The organism is Allobosea sp. CRIB-10 (genome assembly GCF_900112185.1).
Taxonomy (GTDB): domain Bacteria; phylum Pseudomonadota; class Alphaproteobacteria; order Rhizobiales; family Beijerinckiaceae; genus Allobosea.
In genome coordinates this window covers 111,889-128,530 of the sequence record NZ_FOKP01000001.1, presented here as the reverse complement: position 1 = coordinate 128,530, position 16,642 = coordinate 111,889, and the positions used below count along the sequence as shown (strand labels likewise).

The 16,642-nt window shown below is 65.3% G+C and carries 14 protein-coding genes; 3 read left to right on the top strand and 11 right to left on the bottom strand.

The annotated features are described in order from the left end of the window. Positions 1 to 112 precede the first annotated feature (112 nt). Both BMZ69_RS00545 and BMZ69_RS00540 read left to right on the top strand, forming a co-directional pair. Positions 113 to 304, top strand: a complete 192-nt coding sequence (locus tag BMZ69_RS00545) for a hypothetical protein (protein ID WP_092153730.1) — start codon at positions 113 to 115, stop codon at positions 302 to 304. A gap of 67 nt (positions 305 to 371) precedes the next feature. Beyond that, positions 372 to 746, top strand: coding sequence for a nuclear transport factor 2 family protein (locus BMZ69_RS00540; protein WP_092154568.1), 375 nt, complete (start codon positions 372 to 374; stop codon positions 744 to 746). 185 nt (positions 747 to 931) lie between these two features. On the opposite strand, the gene BMZ69_RS00535 is transcribed toward BMZ69_RS00540, so the two are convergent. From BMZ69_RS00535 to BMZ69_RS00485, 11 genes are all read right to left on the bottom strand, one after another. Further along, complete coding sequence (locus tag BMZ69_RS00535; protein WP_092153728.1) at positions 932 to 2,263, bottom strand: M23 family metallopeptidase; 1,332 nt, start codon at positions 2,261 to 2,263, stop codon at positions 932 to 934. A gap of 26 nt (positions 2,264 to 2,289) precedes the next feature. Beyond that, the gene (locus tag BMZ69_RS00530; protein ID WP_139218945.1) at positions 2,290 to 3,153 is read right to left on the bottom strand and encodes a hypothetical protein; all 864 of its coding nucleotides are present in this window, start codon (positions 3,151 to 3,153) and stop codon (positions 2,290 to 2,292) included. A gap of 32 nt (positions 3,154 to 3,185) precedes the next feature. After that, positions 3,186 to 5,885: a type VI secretion system ATPase TssH gene (tssH, locus tag BMZ69_RS00525; protein ID WP_092153724.1), complete on the bottom strand. Its 2,700-nt coding sequence runs from the start codon at positions 5,883 to 5,885 to the stop codon at positions 3,186 to 3,188. 9 nt (positions 5,886 to 5,894) lie between these two features. Then, on the bottom strand, positions 5,895 to 6,983 hold the full coding sequence (tssG, locus tag BMZ69_RS00520) for a type VI secretion system baseplate subunit TssG (protein WP_348272438.1): 1,089 nt from the start codon (positions 6,981 to 6,983) through the stop codon (positions 5,895 to 5,897). Next, a complete protein-coding gene (tssF, locus tag BMZ69_RS00515) occupies positions 6,980 to 8,941 on the bottom strand; it encodes a type VI secretion system baseplate subunit TssF (protein ID WP_092153722.1) in 1,962 nt (653 codons plus the stop codon). The genes tssG and tssF overlap by 4 nt, the downstream gene beginning before the upstream one ends. Before the next feature lie 5 nt (positions 8,942 to 8,946). Continuing rightward, positions 8,947 to 9,495: a type VI secretion system baseplate subunit TssE gene (locus BMZ69_RS00510; protein ID WP_244543145.1), complete on the bottom strand. Its 549-nt coding sequence runs from the start codon at positions 9,493 to 9,495 to the stop codon at positions 8,947 to 8,949. Between the two features lie 161 nt (positions 9,496 to 9,656). Beyond that, complete coding sequence (locus BMZ69_RS00505; RefSeq protein ID WP_092153719.1) at positions 9,657 to 10,139, bottom strand: Hcp family type VI secretion system effector; 483 nt, start codon at positions 10,137 to 10,139, stop codon at positions 9,657 to 9,659. A gap of 155 nt (positions 10,140 to 10,294) precedes the next feature. Continuing rightward, positions 10,295 to 11,797: a type VI secretion system contractile sheath large subunit gene (gene tssC / locus BMZ69_RS00500; RefSeq protein WP_092153717.1), complete on the bottom strand. Its 1,503-nt coding sequence runs from the start codon at positions 11,795 to 11,797 to the stop codon at positions 10,295 to 10,297. Between the two features lie 11 nt (positions 11,798 to 11,808). Further along, positions 11,809 to 12,342, bottom strand: a complete 534-nt coding sequence (tssB, locus tag BMZ69_RS00495; RefSeq protein WP_092153715.1) for a type VI secretion system contractile sheath small subunit — start codon at positions 12,340 to 12,342, stop codon at positions 11,809 to 11,811. A gap of 223 nt (positions 12,343 to 12,565) precedes the next feature. Continuing rightward, entirely contained in the window at positions 12,566 to 14,068 is a 1,503-nt protein-coding gene (locus tag BMZ69_RS00490) for a type VI secretion system ImpA family N-terminal domain-containing protein (RefSeq protein ID WP_092153712.1), read from the bottom strand. Between the two features lie 47 nt (positions 14,069 to 14,115). Next, positions 14,116 to 14,661, bottom strand: a complete 546-nt coding sequence (locus BMZ69_RS00485; protein WP_244543144.1) for an OmpA family protein — start codon at positions 14,659 to 14,661, stop codon at positions 14,116 to 14,118. Positions 14,662 to 14,776: 115 nt separating this feature from the next. Between BMZ69_RS00485 and tssI the strand changes: the two genes are divergently transcribed. After that, positions 14,777 to 16,636 carry a type VI secretion system Vgr family protein gene (tssI, locus tag BMZ69_RS00480; protein ID WP_092153710.1) on the top strand — a complete coding sequence of 620 codons (1,860 nt, stop codon included), beginning with the start codon at positions 14,777 to 14,779 and terminating at the stop codon, positions 16,634 to 16,636. Positions 16,637 to 16,642 lie beyond the last annotated feature (6 nt).

Below are 16,642 nucleotides of genomic sequence, written 5' to 3'. Positions count from 1 at the left end.
CGCCGAGTTGCGAACGCCGGTGTGCCGAGCCCTTTGCCGTAGGAACTTTCGATCCGGGGCCCGCGTTGAGCGAGCAGGCAGGCTGGGCCCTGCGACGCAACAGGGGAACATCATGACGAATTCCGCGAACAAGGCGGTCGAGAGCTTGCGCAAGGAGCAGCGCGAGCAGCGTAAGGACGAGAAGAAGGCGGGTGGCAAGGGAGAGAGTGAACTGGACCGGGCTCTCAAGGACACTTTTCCCGCCAGTGATCCCGTCGCGCCACAAAGTCCGACCAAGCCCGGAGCGCCCAAGCACCGGAGCTGATGCTGACACACGCCGTAGAAGACAGCGCTACGCTCCTCCATCCCGGCCTGACGAGATGGAGATCACCATGCCTGACCGCGCCAGAGTTGATGCCTTCGTTGCCGCCGTCGTCAGCGGCGATCATGTCGGCGCGATCCGCGACTTTTATACCGACGACGCGACGATGCAGGAGAATGCCAACGAGCCGCGCCGTGGCCGCGAGGTGCTGATGGCGCATGAGGCGCGAGCCCTGGTGCGGCTGGAGAAGATGCATACGCACCCGCCTGTCGCTGTGCTGGTCGACGGCGACCATGTCGTCGTCCGCTGGATTTTCGACGCGACAGACAAGGCGGGCGTGACCCGCCGCCTCGAAGAACTCGCCTTCCAGCGCTGGCAGGGCGACCGCATCGCCGAGGAGCGCTTCTTCTACGACACCGGAAGCGCCTGGCAGGTCGTCGGGTAGGCCGACGGGAACCGATCTCGAACGGGTCTCCGGCCTCGCGAGCCGACCAAAAAATGCACGAGTCGCCCTGGGCGACCCGGGACCCATTCCGGAACCTCTTTCGGGTAAGCTCAGGAATGGATCCCGGATCTTCGCTACGCTCCGTCCGGGATGACACTGTGGTTGAGGCCAAGGCCCATTGACTCTCAGCGCAGGCCGCTCGGCCCGACCGCGAGCTTGTCGCCAATCTGAATGAACTTCAGCGGGTTGCGCGCCTCGTCCGACAGCCGCGTCTCGTAATGCAGATGCGGGCCAGTCGAGCGTCCGGTCGAACCGACGCGGCCGATGATCTGGCCGGCGGCGACGAGCTGCCCTTCCTTGACGTCGAAGGCCGAGAGATGGCCGTAGCGGGTGGTGACGCCATTGCCATGGTCGAGCTCGACCAGATTGCCGTAGCCGCCAGCCACCTCGGCGCGCAGGACCTTCCCTGCCCCGGGGGCGCGGATCGGCGTTCCAGTCTCGCCGCGGAAATCCATGCCGGCATGCATCGCCGTGCCGCCGGTGAACGGATCGGAGCGCGGGCCGAAATTGCTGGTCGTGGTGTCGTCGCCCTCCAGCGGGCGCTGGAACGGCATGATCGCCGCCAGATCGCGCCAGCGGCCGAAGACCGCCCTCGCCTCGCCGAGCTGCATCAGCGCATGTTCGAAGGTGCCGGGCTTCAACGCCACGCTCATCGGCACCAATGGCCCGCCCATGCCGGGCCGGCCCGGCGGCAGCCTGACCTTGGCCGGGTCGAGCCCGACCTCGGCCAGAGCCGCCCTCACCTCCTGCACACGTCCGACGAGCTGGCGCCCGAGCGCAGGAAGCTGCTGGTTCTGGCCGTTCTGCACCCGGTCGAGCGACTGGCCGAGTATGGCGATGCGCTGGTCCAGCGACATGGTCTCGGCTGCCTTGACCGCCGCCGCGACCTGCCGGCGCTGCTGCGCCAAGATGGCCGGGTTGACGCGGTCGAGGACGTTCTGGCCGTCGGCGAACTGGTTGCCGCCCGGCGCCTGCGCCCCGCCCTGCGGCAGGATCGGCCCGACCGCCTGCCCGGTGAGCGCGCCGAGCAGGGCCTGGCGGGCTTCCAACTCGATCTGGCGGGTGATCAGGTCGGCGAGCTGGTCACCTGCCTTGCCAGCCACGGCGGGCTGGCCCGGCTGCGCCGGCAGGCCGGGCGAATTGCCGGAGGCGACGATCGCGCTGACGAGGCGGCGCTGCAGCGCTTTGAGCTTCTCATCATAGCTGCTCTGCAGGATCGCCTGCTCCTGCTGGAGAACGGCGACGCGGCCCTTCTCCTCGTAAAGCAGGTAGCCGGTTGCGCCGGTCGCGATGAGACCCAGGCAAGCCAGGAACCAGGGCAGAACGCTGCCCCGGCGGCGCGGTGGGCGCCCGCCAGTCGGTGGTTCGCGAAAGCGCCGTGGAGATGCGCTCTCGCCCTCGGAGCCGGCGACGGCCGGCACCGCTTCGTCGCGCCGCTTCAGCCTGACCGGTTGCATCACCCTTCCATCCCCATGGACACCCGTCAGCCGAACCAGGCCGGCGGGCGCACGATCAGTACTTTGCCGGTCTTGTCGATCTGGATGTATTTCGCGCCGCCACTGGACTTCACTCCTTCCCAGGACTTCCGGTTGTGCTTCGGCCCGTAGTGACCGCTGCCATCCGACGCACCGCTCGACTCGGCGATGAACAAGGTATCCGGAGCGACATCGACATAGGAGATCAGCGCAATGTGGCCCGGCGCCCTGGTCTCGACCATGCGGCTGTTCATCCACACCATCATATCACCGACGCGGACCTGATCCTGCTCCCAAATCAGAGCGCTTTCCAGACCGGGCGCCTTGTTCTTGACCGCTCGGCCGACGAGAAACGGGCAGCTGGCCCCGCCGCTGTACTTGTCGACGTTGATGCGGCCGATCTCGTTGTAATAGGCGACGACGAAGCCGGTGCAGTCGACGCCGAGGCATTGATCGGCCCAGGCCTGAAGATCGCCCGGCTTCACCAGCCCGCTCCGCACCGCCATGGTCAGAATATGCTGGCAATCGCCCGGCGTGACCTTGCCCATGCTAGCCCGGGTGAACGCCTTCTGATCGATGCGATGATTGAGTTTCGCTGCCGCCTGCTGGACGGCCTTGCGCTTCTGTGCCCCGGCATCGGAATTATGGATGCCGATCATGTATTTGTTGATCGAGATGTAGTCATCGTCGACCTGGATGTTCCAATAGGCCTCCACCATGTCGCCGGGCTGGAAATGGTAGTTGCCAATATCACTCGCATTGCTGATGTCAGGCACGGTCATGCTCGCATCTCCTCTGCTGCCAATCCGAACGAACGGCCGCCGCGGCCTGGTCGCGCACGCGGCGGATTTAGCATCGCAATCGAGGCGCACTGTCTTCGCCGTGGCGAAGCGGCCTACCGCTATCAGTTGCAGACGTAGTGGAACGCCCCATCCTGGACGGTCACCTTCGCCTCGGTCAGCGGCTTCTTCTCCAGTTGCAGGTTGAGGATGCTGCGCGAAAGAGCCGGCAGCATCGAGTTGGTGATAATGTTGTCGATCATGCGGCCGCCCGAATCCGGGTCGTTGCACTGGGCGACGATGTGCTCGACGACGGCGTCGTCATAGGTGAAGGCGGCGTTGTGGTTGTCGCGCAGACGCTTGCCGATGCGGCCAAGCTGGAGGCGCACGATGCCGCCGAGCATCTCGCCGGAGAGCGGGTAATACGGGATCGTCACTAGGCGGCCGATCAGCGCCGGCGGGAAGACCTTGAGCAGCGCCGGCCTGAGCGCCACCGCGAGCTCCTCCGGATCGGGCCTGCTCGTCTCGTCGCCGGCCATGCGCATGATCTCGTCGGTCCCGACATTCGAGGTCAGGATGATCAGCGTGTTCTTGAAGTCGATGCGGCGGCCGGTGCCGTCCTCCATCTGACCCTTGTCGAAGACCTGGAAGAACAGCTCATGCACGTCCGGGTGGGCCTTCTCGACCTCGTCGAGAAGCACGACCGAATAGGGCTTGCGCCTGACGGCCTCGGTCAACCGCCCGCCCTCGCCATAGCCGACATAGCCGGGAGGCGCGCCCTTCAGCGTCGAGACGGTGTGCGCCTCCTGGAACTCGCTCATATTGATGGTGATGACGTTCTGCTCGCCGCCATAGAGCGACTCCGCCAGCGCCAGCGCCGTCTCGGTCTTGCCGACGCCGGAGGGGCCGCAGAGCATGAAGACGCCGATCGGCTTGTTCGGATTGTCGAGCTTGGCGCGGTTGGTCTCAATGCGCTTGGCGATCATGCCGATGCCATGGCCCTGCCCGACCACGCGCTTGTTCAGCGTCTGCGCGAGGTTGAGCACGGTCTCGATCTCGTCCTTGACCATGCGGCCGACAGGGATGCCGGTCCAGTCGGAGACGACCGAGGCGACCGATTGCTCATCGACATGGGCGTAGATCATCCGGTTTGCCGGATCGATCGCGCCGAGCGTCGTGAACTTCTCCTTCAGGCTGGCGCGCGTCGCCTCGGGATCGGCCGGCGCTTCGGCTGGCGCGACCTCGGCCGGTGCCTCCCCATCGGCGGGAGCAGCCTCAGCGGCCGCCTTCTCGCCGAGCTTGCCGCGCAGCAGCGTGATCTCCTCGACGAGGGCGAGCTCGGAAGCCCAGTCAGCCTCCAGCGCCTCCAGCTTCGCCGTCAGCGCAGCGCTCTCCTCCTCGATCTTGCCGAGGCGCTCATCCGTGGCATCGCCGAGATCCTTGTCGGCGATCAGGGCGAGCTTCTCCTTCTCCAGCGCGGATATGGCGACACGGGCATCCTCGATCGCAGCAGGCGTCGCCGTCTGGCTGATCGCGACGCGGGCACAGGCGGTGTCGAGCAGGCTCACCGCCTTGTCGGGCAGCTGGCGAGCCGGGATATAGCGCGACGAGAGCTGGACGGCGGCGACGATCGCAGCGTCGGAGATGCGCACCTTGTGGTGCTTCTCCATCGGCCCGATCAGGCCACGCAGCATAGTGCAGCAGCGCACGACGTCCGGCTCGTCGACCTGGACCGGCTGGAAGCGCCGGGTCAGTGCCGGGTCCTTCTCGAAATACTGGCGATACTCGGACCAGGTCGTCGCGGCGATGGTGCGCAGCGTGCCGCGGGCGAGAGCGGGCTTCAGCAAATTGGCGGCGTCGCCCGTGCCGGCAGCCCCGCCGGCGCCGATCAGCGTATGAGCCTCGTCGATGAACAGGATCACCGGCGTCGGCGAGGATTGGACCTCGTCGATGACCGAGCGCAGGCGCTGCTCGAATTCGCCCTTCATGGAGGCACCGGCCTGCATCAGGCCGATGTCGAGGGCGCAGACCTTGACCCCGCGCAGCGGCGGCGGCACGTCGCCGGCGACGATGCGCTGGGCGAAGCCCTCGGCGATCGCGGTCTTGCCGACGCCGGCCTCGCCGGTCAGGATCGGGTTGTTCTGGCGCCGGCGCATCAGCACGTCGATGACCTGGCGGATCTCGTCGTCGCGGCCGAGGATCGGGTCCATCGTGCCCGAGCGAGCCTTCTCGGTCAGGTCCTGCGAGAAGCGGTCGAGCGCCGTCGTGCCCTTGGCGCCTTCGGCCTGCTCGGCGCCGGGCGTGCCGCCAGCGCGCAGGCCCGAGCCGTCCATCGGCCGCAGGTTCTCTTCCTCGGAATCCTTCCAGATCTTGGCATGGCCGGCGGCGAGCTCCTCGACCGGGATCTTGCCGAACTCCTTGGAGATGCCGGTCAGCGCCCGCTTGAGTTCGAGCGATTTGAGCGCCGCGACCAGGACATGGCCAGTCCTGATCTGGGTCTCGCCGAAGAACAGCGTGGCGTAATGCCAGCCGCGGTCGAGCACATCGACGACGTTGTTGGCGACGCCGGGCATCTCCGTCTCGTTCTTGCGGAAGCCCTCGATGACGCCGCCGATATCAGTGGCGAGCCGGGCCATGTCGAGGCCGTAATGCTGCGCGGTCAGCCCGATATCGGTCGAGCGCCGCTGCAGGATCTGGGCGAGCCAGTGCGCCAGCTCGACATTGCGGTTGCCGGCCCCTTTCGCCTGGCGCAGCGCCTGGATGAAGGCCTCATAGCCGACGCGGTTGAGTTTGCCGGTTACGGCTTCGAGACTGATATCGGCCATGGCTGCCTCCTATCGTTTCGTCGTTTGTTTCTGGCTGCGCTTCAGCCGCATGCGTTCAGCGGGGTGGAAACGGGCATCGCGGCGCAAGGTGCCGTCGGCGACATCCCAGTTCGGCGCGACCCAGCTCGACCAGCCGAGCGCGCCGGAGCGGCCGAGCTGCATCGGCCTGACCTTGCCGACCGGCAGAGCGAGCTCGACATCCCATTCGAACTGCTCACCGAGATAGAAGAACACCGCATCGGCCAAGGGCTCGCAGCGATCGCCATTCGGCAGGAAGCGGTTGAACTGCTCAAGGTCGCGCGCGACCAGCTTGACCCGGAACTTGTCCTCGACGCTGTAGACGCTGGCGCCGAGCAGGACATTGCTGCCGAGCGCGCATTGCCCGCGGCCGAGCTTGGTCCGGTCCTCGGGATCAAAGACGAGGCGCATGCCGACGAACTGCTCAACCTCGACCTCGATGTCGAAGAGCCCGGCGAGCAGGCTGCGCAGGCGCGAGGCCGACTTGGCCTGCGCGCCCGCGAGCCCGGCATGGGCGAGCTTCTCGGGATCGGGGACGCTGTCGCGGTTCTGGTAAGGTGAGGAACCCAAACCCACCATGCTGCCGACATAGGCGATGAAACGGTCCTTGTCGGGCCGGTCATGCTGCGCGACGGGACGCGAATCCGCCCAGGCCCGGTAGAAGAGCTGCAGGAAGCGGTTGTTGAAGATGTCGAGGAAGCGCGGGAAGGCATCGTCGCGGACGAGCTGCCAGTGATAGCTCTCCTCGGTCGTCGCCAGCGGCAGCGCGCCCTGGGGCCCGAGCAGGCCGAGGAATTTGACGAAGAGCCGCAGGCGCCCCTGCAGGTCGCGATCGGCCTCGGCGAAGGTCGAAGCCGGAAAATCCATATAAGGCTGCTCGCCGAGCGCGACATATTCATCGCGCCTGGCGGCGACGTCGCCGATGCGCTCGCGCTCTGGGAAGCTGCGCTCGATCCGGCGCAGCACCGCGTAAAAGTCGTGCCGCCAAGGCTCGGCGCGCAGCCCTTCGACGAAGGGCGGCTCGACGCGCAGCTCGTCGAGCGCGGCCGGTGGCGGCAGGGATGGCGCGGTCTCGTTCACAGGATGCGCCTCGTTCCGGCGCGTGGCGGAAAGCGCATGACCTCGCCGCGCTCGACGGTGCGGATCACCGTCTGGGTGAAATGGTTCATCGCGGCGTATTCGGCGAAGAAGCGATCGAGTATCGCCCCCAATAGGAAGACGCCGCTGCCCTCGAAGGCCTTCTCGTCGAAGAGCACGGTGACTTCGAGCCCCCGGGCGGCGCCCGTTCCGGCCCGCTGCGGGAAGCGCCGGATCACCGGGCGGCTGTCGACGTTCTTGATGCCGCGGATGCGGCGCTCGGTGGCGCTGTCGGCGAGATCGGCGAAGAGCGAGAGCATCTCGCGCAGTGCCTCGGCGTTCTCGCCGGCGCCGCGCTGGACCAGGCCGAGATGGTTGAGGCTGAGCAGGTTGATCAGCCGCCAAGTGACGACGCCGGTGCTCGCCGTCTCGGAGCGCAGCCTGAGCTGCGAGACGATCGGCTCGCGCGGCGGCGTCGGCCCGGCGAGGCAGGTCACGTCGAGCACGACGTTGTCGATCAGGCGGAAATCGGCGCCGCCTGTGCCGGTCGGCAGATGCTCGGTGAGATGCCGGTTGGAGCAGAGGGCGCGAACGCTCAACTCGGCCACGGACGCGGCATCGGACACCGTAGCCGGCTCATAGAGCGAGATGAACATCTCCGTGCCGGTATAGTCGGAGGCCCGTCCCTCGCGGCGCTCGGCAGCCGAACGACGGCGTGGCAGGCGCCGCTGCGTATAGAGCAGGCCGTGCGTCGGCGAAGCGCCTTCCGGGGAGGAATAGAGCGGGTGGACCGGCTGCTTGTCGCGGCCACCGGTGTAATGCGCATAGACGTCGAGGATCGAGTGCGGCTCGTAGTCGAGCATGCGGCTGCGATCGGGCACGACATGGTATTCGTGCTCGTTCCGGCGCACCGGGATGCGGTCGGTGGTCTTCTCGAACAGATTGACCGCGGGCGCGGCGTATAGCGCGAACATCTCTCGCTGAACCGCCGCCGACAGGCGCGTGTTGACCTCGTCGAAGACGAAGACGACATCGACCGTCTTGGCCTTGAGCCGGGACATCACCTTGTCGAGGCCCGTCAGCTTGAAGCCGAGGAATTTGCGCGGGAACCAGAACTGCTCGCGCAGCAGGTCGAACCCGCGGAAGATGCGGGTATCGGCCGGCAGCAGCGCGTCGTCCTCGCCGAAACCGATCTGCTCGACGGCGCAGTCGGCGCCCGAGAGAACGACGGGGTCGCCGAACTCGTCGAGATAGCGGAAATAGATGCCGAGACGATCGCCGAAAATCTGCTCGTAGAGCGCGATCGCATCCGCCTCGGCGCCGAGCAAGTGCACGGTGAGCTCACGTGTCCTGCAGCCGGCAAACCAGGCTGCCGGCAGCTTCTTCGCCTCTTCCGGCGACGGCTCTTCGGCCGGGTCGCTGGCGACACGATGGGTCAAAGCGAGCCGCAAGCCCGACAGCACCCGCCCGTCGACCGGCAGTCCGAGCGCCTGCAGCCGCCCGGGCGCGGCGATGTACTCGGCGGACGCGACGTCGAACGGCCAGAGCATCACCGCGGAGCCCAGCCGATAGCGGCAGGCGACGCGCCGGTCGCGCTCGACGTAAGTCGCGTCGAGATAGGAGCCGCGCGGCACCTCGACACCGTCGCGCAGGGCCGGATCGCCAAAGGTCGGCGCAATGCCGGCAAGCAGCGCCGACGGCGTCGGCGCCAGATAGTTCGGGATGAGCTGCTCGAGCAGATTGTTGGTGAATTCCGGAAACTCGTGCTTGAGCTTGAGCTGGACGCGGGCGGCGAGGAAGGCAGCGCCTTCCAGCAAGCCGCCGACCATCGGGTCCATGCGTTCGCCGACGAGACCGCCGAGCCGTTCGGCAATCCCTGGATATTCCTCGGCAAACTCCTTCGTATGCTCGGTGAAGAGCCGGAGCTCACGATTGTAGAAATCGAGGAATTCCTGGTTCATCCGCGCTACCGGTTCCTGATCGCGATCTTGCCGGTGTCGAGCTCGACATCGGCGACGAATTGCACGGGGATGTTGAGCGGCTCGCAGTTCAGATCCGCCCGCACGACGAAGCGGATCTTCAGCTCGGCCTTGTCGAGCCCCTCGTCGCGCTCGACGATGATCGACTGCTTCAGCAGCCTGGGCTCGTATGCCAGCAAGACCTGAGCGAGCTCATCCTTGATCGAGCCGACCCGGTACTCGTCGATCGACTTGTTCTGGATGTCGGGGAAGCCATGATTGAGGACGGAGCGGCGCACATGCTCATGGCGCGAGAGATCGGTGGACGAGCCGAAATTGATCGTATTGACCAAAGCTTCGAGATCGGTAGCGATCTCCTGGCGCAGCTTGCTTTCGGTGATCGCGGCCCGCGGCGCGGCGCGGCGACCGGCCACGACCCGCTCGCCGCCAGCGTCGCGCAGATCGAGATGCACCTTGGCGTCCTTGCTGCGATGCGCCTCGCGGAAGGCGAACATCAGCGGTGGGCGCAACCGGTTCTTCGCCTTGGGGTCGACCATTCGCGCTCCCCGAACGGTTTGCTGAAAGCGATGGACTCCCGAAGACTGCTGCCGCAGTCGCGCGGGAGTCCGTTCTGAGCTGGGCAGGGCCGGCACCGCCAGTCGACGGCGAACCCCGCCTTAGCCGGGCCCGCTGAAGCGAGCCCGGCGAGAGCAGGATGTTACTCCTTGTTCTCCTTGAGATTCCAGGTGCCGGTCGAGGTCGCGCCGAGCGAGCCGTCCTTGTTCTGGACCTTGTACTCGTACTTGATCTTGGCGAAGTTCAGCGAGAACTGGTCGGTCGGGACCGGGTTGCCGCCAGTCGAGTCGCCGGACTGATAGCTCGACACCAGCAGGTCCTCGAGGGTGACCTTGTAGAACTCCTGCTGCTCCTTGCCCTGCTTGCGGACGAAGAGCACGGCCTTCTTGATGTGCTCGCCGGTGGCGCATTTCAGCATCAGCACCGGCGAAGCCTTGCTGACATTGGACGTGCAGTGCAGGTCCTGGAAGCTCGCCTTGCCGGCGCCGCCGCCATGTCCGGCGGCATGCGTGCCGGAGTTGCTGACGCCCCAGGAGAAGGACTCGATCTCGATCGTGTCCTTATGCTTGGAATCCTGGCTTTCGCCTTTGATACCTTCGATTTCGAGGAGGAAATCGCTAGCCATGGTGCTCTCCAATGGTTGGCTGTTTCAGGTTGATTTGGGCATAGAATTCGCGTCGCCTGGAGAGCTCCCCCCATGCGTCGCCACTCTCCCTGCGCGGCAAGCGCAGGGCCAACTATCGTCCTGGGGGTCCTGCGCGCCGGCGGCGCGCCCGGGTCTCAGGTCTTGGGCGCCGGCAGGCGCGAGACGAGGCTCAGGCCGATATCCATGCCCTCGAGCTGGAAGTGCGGCCGGAGGTAGAACTTGGCCGAATAGTAGCCGGGGTTCTCCTCGTCCTCGAAGACGTCGATGCGCGCTTCGGACAGGGGCTTGCGCGCTTTCGTCTCCTCGCTGGAGTTCAGCGGATCGCCGTCGACATATTCGGTGATCCACTCCTGCAGCCAGCGACGCAGGGGTTCGCGCTCCTTGTAGGAGCCGACCTTGTCGCGCACCATGCACTTCAGATAGTGCGCGAAGCGGGACACGGCGAACATGTAAGGCAGGCGCGAGGACAGGTTGTCGGAGGCCGTCGCCGCGACGCCGTCCGGCCCGAAGAAGGCCTTGGGCTTGTAGAGCGACTGCGCGCCGATGAACGCCGCCTTGTCGGTGTTCTTGCGATGGATCAGCGGGATCAGGCCGGACTTGGCCAGTTCCGCCTCACGCCGATCGCTGATCGCGATCTCGGTCGGGCATTTCAGGTCGACGCCGCCATCATCCGTCGGGAAGGTGTGGGTCGGCAGGTTCAGCACCTCGCCGCCCGACTGGACGCCGCGGATGCGGGTGCACCAGCCATACTCCTTGAAGGCGCGGTTGATGTTCACCGCCATGGCATAGGCAGCGTTCATCCAGGCGTATTTCTCGCCCTTGTGACCGTCGGTGTCCTCCTCGAAGGCGAACTCCTCGACCGGCTCCGACTTCGCACCGTAGGGAACCCGCGAGAGGACGCGCGGCAGGCAAAGCCCGACATAGCGGGAGTCGGCCGCGTCACGCAGGCCCTTCCAGGCGGCGTAGTCCGGCGTATCGAAGACCTTGCCGAGATCGCGCGGATTGGAGAGCTCGGTCCAGGAGTCCATGCCCATCAGGTTCGGGTCGGCGCCGGTGAAGAGCGGAGCATGGGCGGCGGCGGCGACCTTGGAGAGATCGCGCAGCAGCTGGACGTCCGCCGGGACATGGCTGAAGTGGTAGTCGCCGACCATGGCGCCGAAAGGCTGGCCGCCGAGCTGACCGAATTCCTGCTCGTAGATCTGCTTGAAGAGCGGGCTCTGGTCCCAGCGGGCGCCGGGATAGGTCTTCAGATTGCGGTAGAGCTCGCTCTTGCCGATGTTCATGACCTTGATCTTCAACTGAGCGTCGGTCTCTGAGTTGAAGACGAGGTAGTTGAGGCCGCGCCAGGCGCTCTCGAGCTTCTGGAACTCGGGTGCATGCAGCACCTCGTTCATCTGCTCGCTGAGCTTGGCGTCGAGCCTGGCGATCATCTCCTCGATCGTGTCGAGGACATCGCCCTTGATCAGGGTGGAGTCGGCGAGCGCCTGGTTGACCAGGGTCGCGACCGCGTTCTCGACCTCGGTCGCCGCCCGTTCGGTCTTCGGCTTGAAGCTCTGCTTCAGAAGAGCCGAGAAATCGTCGGCGCCTTGCGTTTCAGCAGTTGCCGCGCCGGGTTGTTGGATCTGTGCTTCCGCCATGGCCGCCTCGCTCAACCGTTGCCGTCCTGCTTGTCGTCACCAGCCGGCTTTTCGCCGAGCTTGTCCTTGAGCGCCGCCATCAGCTGCGGATCGGCGAGCAAGGCCTTGATCTGGTCGCTGGCCGCGACCTTGCCGTCCATGTAGCGCAGCAAATTGGCGAGCTGTTCGCGCGCTTCCAGCAGCTTGGCCGTCGCCGGGATCTGGCGAGCGATCGCAGCGGGGCTGAAATCGTCGAACTTCTTGAACTTCAGCGAGACCGAGAGCTTGTCGCTCCCGTCGCCGAGCTTGTTGGGCACTGCGAAGGCCGCACCGGGCTCGATCGCGGCCATGCGCTGGTCGAAATTATCCATGTCGATATCGAGGAATTTGCGCTCGCCGACATCCGGCTTCTCGACGGCCGAGGCGTTGCCGGAGAGGTCGGCGAGCACACCCATCACGAAGGGCAGCTCGATCTTCTGATCCGCGTTGTAGGGATCCTCATAGGTGATGTGGACCCGCGGCGGCCTGTTGCGGCGAATGAACTTCTGCCCTGAATCTCCGGCCATGTCGGCGCCCCTTCCTCTAGAGGCATCACGCAAGGAGAGCGTGACACCACGCTAACGATCCGGCTCGCTACACCATACACATTTGCCGATCACTTGACAGTTCCTGTTGAACTGCTCGCGTCGGCGGCGAAGGATCCCAGCCAGCCCAAGTTTGCAGACGAATAACGCCTGCGCATCCATCGAACGAATGATGCGCCCAGGCCCGCCTGCGAGCCGCGCGGCATCATTCGTCGACGCTCTGCCTTATGCCGACATCAGGGAGGATATCGCTCAGCAAGGAGAGAAAATCCTGCTGGGCCAGGGCACAAGCCTTGTCCATCAGCAACGGGACCGGATTGGACGGTTCGGCATGGCGATAGAAGGCGGCGATGGACTTCATCCGGACGATAGCCTCGACGCGGCTGGAGATGACGATCGCAGGCGCGATGCCGGCCGTGGCATTCTGCTCCTTCGCCTTCGGCTCGGGCTCGGGCTGTTCCGCCTCGGCCCAATCGTCGGACGCCTCTGCTGACTCCGTTTCCCCGGAATCGTCGGCAGGCTCATCCTCGCTGCTCGCCTCCTCCTCATATGAGGAGCCATCGTCATAGGACGAGCTGTCCTCGTCGCCGGATGAATCGCCGTCATCGCCATTGCCGGCGTCGTAGCCGTCGCCACCGAGCCGCTCCAGCGGCAGCTGGTATTTCGTGTCGTCGCCGATCTCGAGCATCGCCTTGTCGACGTGCTCGGGGAACATGATCTGGATGACCTCGATCAGCGACTTGCCGATCAGGCGCTGCGCCTGGCCGATCAATAGCACCGCGGGGCTCGACGGCTCGGTCCGCCGGAAATAGGCGAGACAGCCGGCGAGCGCGGCCTGCGCCTCGGCGACGGAGGCGCAGGCCCCGGCCGGGACCGCCACCTGGGCGACAGTGATCGTTCCGCCGGCGCCGGCCGGCACCTCCGCGACAGCGCTTGCCTGCCCGGCCGGCGCCTTGCGTTCGACCGCGCCTTCGAGAAATTCGGCGATCTGCTTGATCAGGCCGGCGAGCCGCGAGAAGGTCACGGCCTGGTCGGTACCGAGCTTCTCGCTCCAGATCTCGCGCAGCCGCGTGAGCGCATCGCGGATGGCGACGACATGGCCGAGCGTCGCCGTCAGATCCGACAGCTCCGCTTCCTTCAACGCCGCGGCGATGCCGCCGGCATCCGGATGCTGCTCGTCCTCGCCGGCGCGCAACTCGCCGAGCGCGATGAGCTGGCTGCGGAAGATCACCGGTCCCAGCCGCTTGCTGGTGAAGAGCGTCGCATGTTGCAGCGGCAGGACGATCGTCGCGTTCTCGTCGAGCCCCTGCAGCGCGACTTCGCGCATGATGAAATCGCCGTCCTCGGCCCTGGGGTAGACCTCCTCCCAATAGTCCCCGAGATAGCTCACGATCAGGCCGAGACTGCCGGCAAAACCGGCGATGTCGCGATTGAGCAGGCAGAACTTGGCCGCGAGCACGAAGCCGCGCAGGTCGCGGCTCTGCTTCAGGATCTTGCCGAGATCGCCGAAAATCGCCGGGAAATCGATCGCGCTGCGATCGAAAGACACCTGGCGGCCCTCGTCGTCGCGCCGGAAATAGGAGGTCGGCAGCACCACTTCGAGGCGCGCCAGCACGTTCATGATGTCCGGATCGGCATCCGGATCGAGGCCGCAGGGCTCGTCGCCCGGAACCGGCTTCGCCAGGTCAGCGAAATTCAGCGCAGCCATGCCCCCTCACGGTCGATCGAACACGGCCGGACCCGGCTGGCTCGGCGTCATTCCACCTGCAACCGCGTCTCGACCCGGCGATTATCGGCGGAGAATTTGTCGGCGGAGAGCGGTTTGGTCTGGCCCAGACCCCGCGGCACCAGCTTGGCGGTATCGACGCCGCGCTCGCTGAGATAGCGCACCACGGCCTTGGCCCGGCGATCCGAGAGGCTGAGGTTGTAGTCGGCCGTGCCGCTGGCATCGGTATGTCCCTCGACCAGGAAATTGCTGGTCGAAAGCTGCGGGTCCTTCAGCGCCTTGGCGAACTCGTCGAGATTCGCCTTCGCCTCCGGCTCGAGCACGTCGGAGTTGTATTTGAACTTGACGACGAGGTCGAAGGCGGTCGGCGGCTTCACGACGTGGCCGGCCTTGTTGCACTCGGCCTCGGTGCCGACGCACAGGCCGCGCGAGACACCCAGATTCGGCTTGGCGGCACCGAAGTGCTTGACGATGTCGTCCGCCTTGTAGGCTTGGGCCTGCGCGGAAAATGGCGACAGGGCGCAGAAGCCTGCGGCAAGAGCGGCACTAACCATGACAAGGGCCTGCTTGCGCACGGTCTTCCTCCCGTTTAGGTTCGCTGAGGCGGTTGAAGACTGACGGCGCAAATATGAACCGCAGCGTTTGCTGCGTCAATAGTCGTCTCTTATCGCAAGCCATGAGGTTTGGTTAATGGCCGCCGCCGTTGGACAATCGAAAAGACTTGCTTCCTTTACGACACCTGCGGGGCAAGATGTCTTTTCGCTTCTCAAGTTCGAAGCGCGAGAAGCCCTCAGTGAATTGTTCGCCTATCAGGTCGAAGCGACGAGCACGACTGCGAATGCCGACCTGCAAAGCTTGATCGGCGAGAAATGTGCCATCAAGATGACGTTGAAGAACGGCAAGGAACGTATCTTCAACGGCGTGCTGATAGAGGCGCAATGGCTCGGCCGGGAGAACGATCTCGACCATTATCGCTTCATCCTGCGCCCCTGGCTCTGGCTGCTCTCGCAGCGCTCCGATTGCCGGATCTTCAAGAACAAGACCGCGATCGATATCATCAAGGTGATCTTCGGGAAGGAAGACAAAGCGAGTTTCGACGACCGCGTCAGCGAGAAACCGCCGACGATCGACTATTGCGTGCAGTATCGCGAGAGCGATCTCGACTTCGTCCTGCGCCTGATGGAGAAATACGGCATCTATTATTACTTTCAGCATAGCGAGGGCGATCACAAGCTGGTCCTCTCGGATGCACGTAGCTCGCATGATCCCGTCACAGCCGCGGCGGAACCCACCTTCACTGGCGCCGGCAGTGCCTATCCGTTCATGCCGAAGGACAAGAGCCAGCGCCGGCATATCGAGCATCTGACGCAGTGGACGGCGCAGCGGCGGCTGCGCACCGGCAAGGTCGAGCTGAAGGACTACGACTTCGAGAAATCGACCTCCGACCTGACGTCCAAGGCCGAGGACGGCTTTCCGCGGACCAAGGCCTACGAGGCCTTCGACTATCCCGGCGCCTATCTCGACCGCGGCAAGGGCGAAAAGCTCGCCCGCATCCAAGTGCAGGCCGAGCAGGCGCAGGACGAGCGGCGACTCGCCATGGGCGAGGCTCCCAGCCTCAATCCCGGCACGCTGATGACCCTGGCCGATCATCCCGCCGGGGAGAATGGCGAGTATCTGGTCGTGCGCGCGACGCATGCTTACGGCGTTCAGAGCTATCGCTCGTCGCGGCGCACGGACGAGGCGATCTATCATGGCTCCTACGAGTTGCAGAAGGCCGACAAGCGCTTCCGTGCGCCACTGGCGACTCCCTCCCCCCTCCATATCGGCCCCGACACCGCCAAGGTGGTCGGCGAGAAGAACAAGGGCGAAGAAGGCGACATCGACGTCGACAAATACGGTCGTGTCTGGCTGCGCTTCCATTGGGATCGGGAGAAGGAATCGACCTCGTGCCGGGTGCGCGTGGCGCAAAGCTGGTCGGGCAAGAACTGGGGCGGCCAGATCATCCCGCGCATCGGCCAGGAGGTGGTCGTCTCCTATATCGGCGGTGATCCCGACCGGCCGATCATCACAGGCGCGGTGGTCAACGACCAGCACATGCCGCCCTACGACCTGCCCGCCAACAAGACCCAGTCGGGGCTCAAATCGGAATCGACCGATGGCGGCGGTAAATCGGGAAAGTTCAACGAGATCAAGTTCGAGGACCTTGCCGGCAAGGAGGTCTTCTCGATGCAGGCCGAGCGCGACCACAAGACCGAGGTCTTCAACCTCGAGACCCGCGATGTCGGCAAGAAATTCGAGGGCGGCCCGACCGATTTCGCCCGCACGACTCAGATCCTGAACGGCAGCGACAAGCTGCACGTCAAGCAGGGCAAGCGCTATGTCGAGGCGGCGCTGGAGATCAAGCTGGTCTGCGGCCAGAGCGAGATCACGATGACGCCGACCAACATCACCATCTCCTCGCCGACGATCACGGTGCAGAGCACCGGCAAGACAGAAATCCACGGCGGCGGTGCGACCACGATCACCGGCGGCATCATCAAGATCAACTGAGGCGGC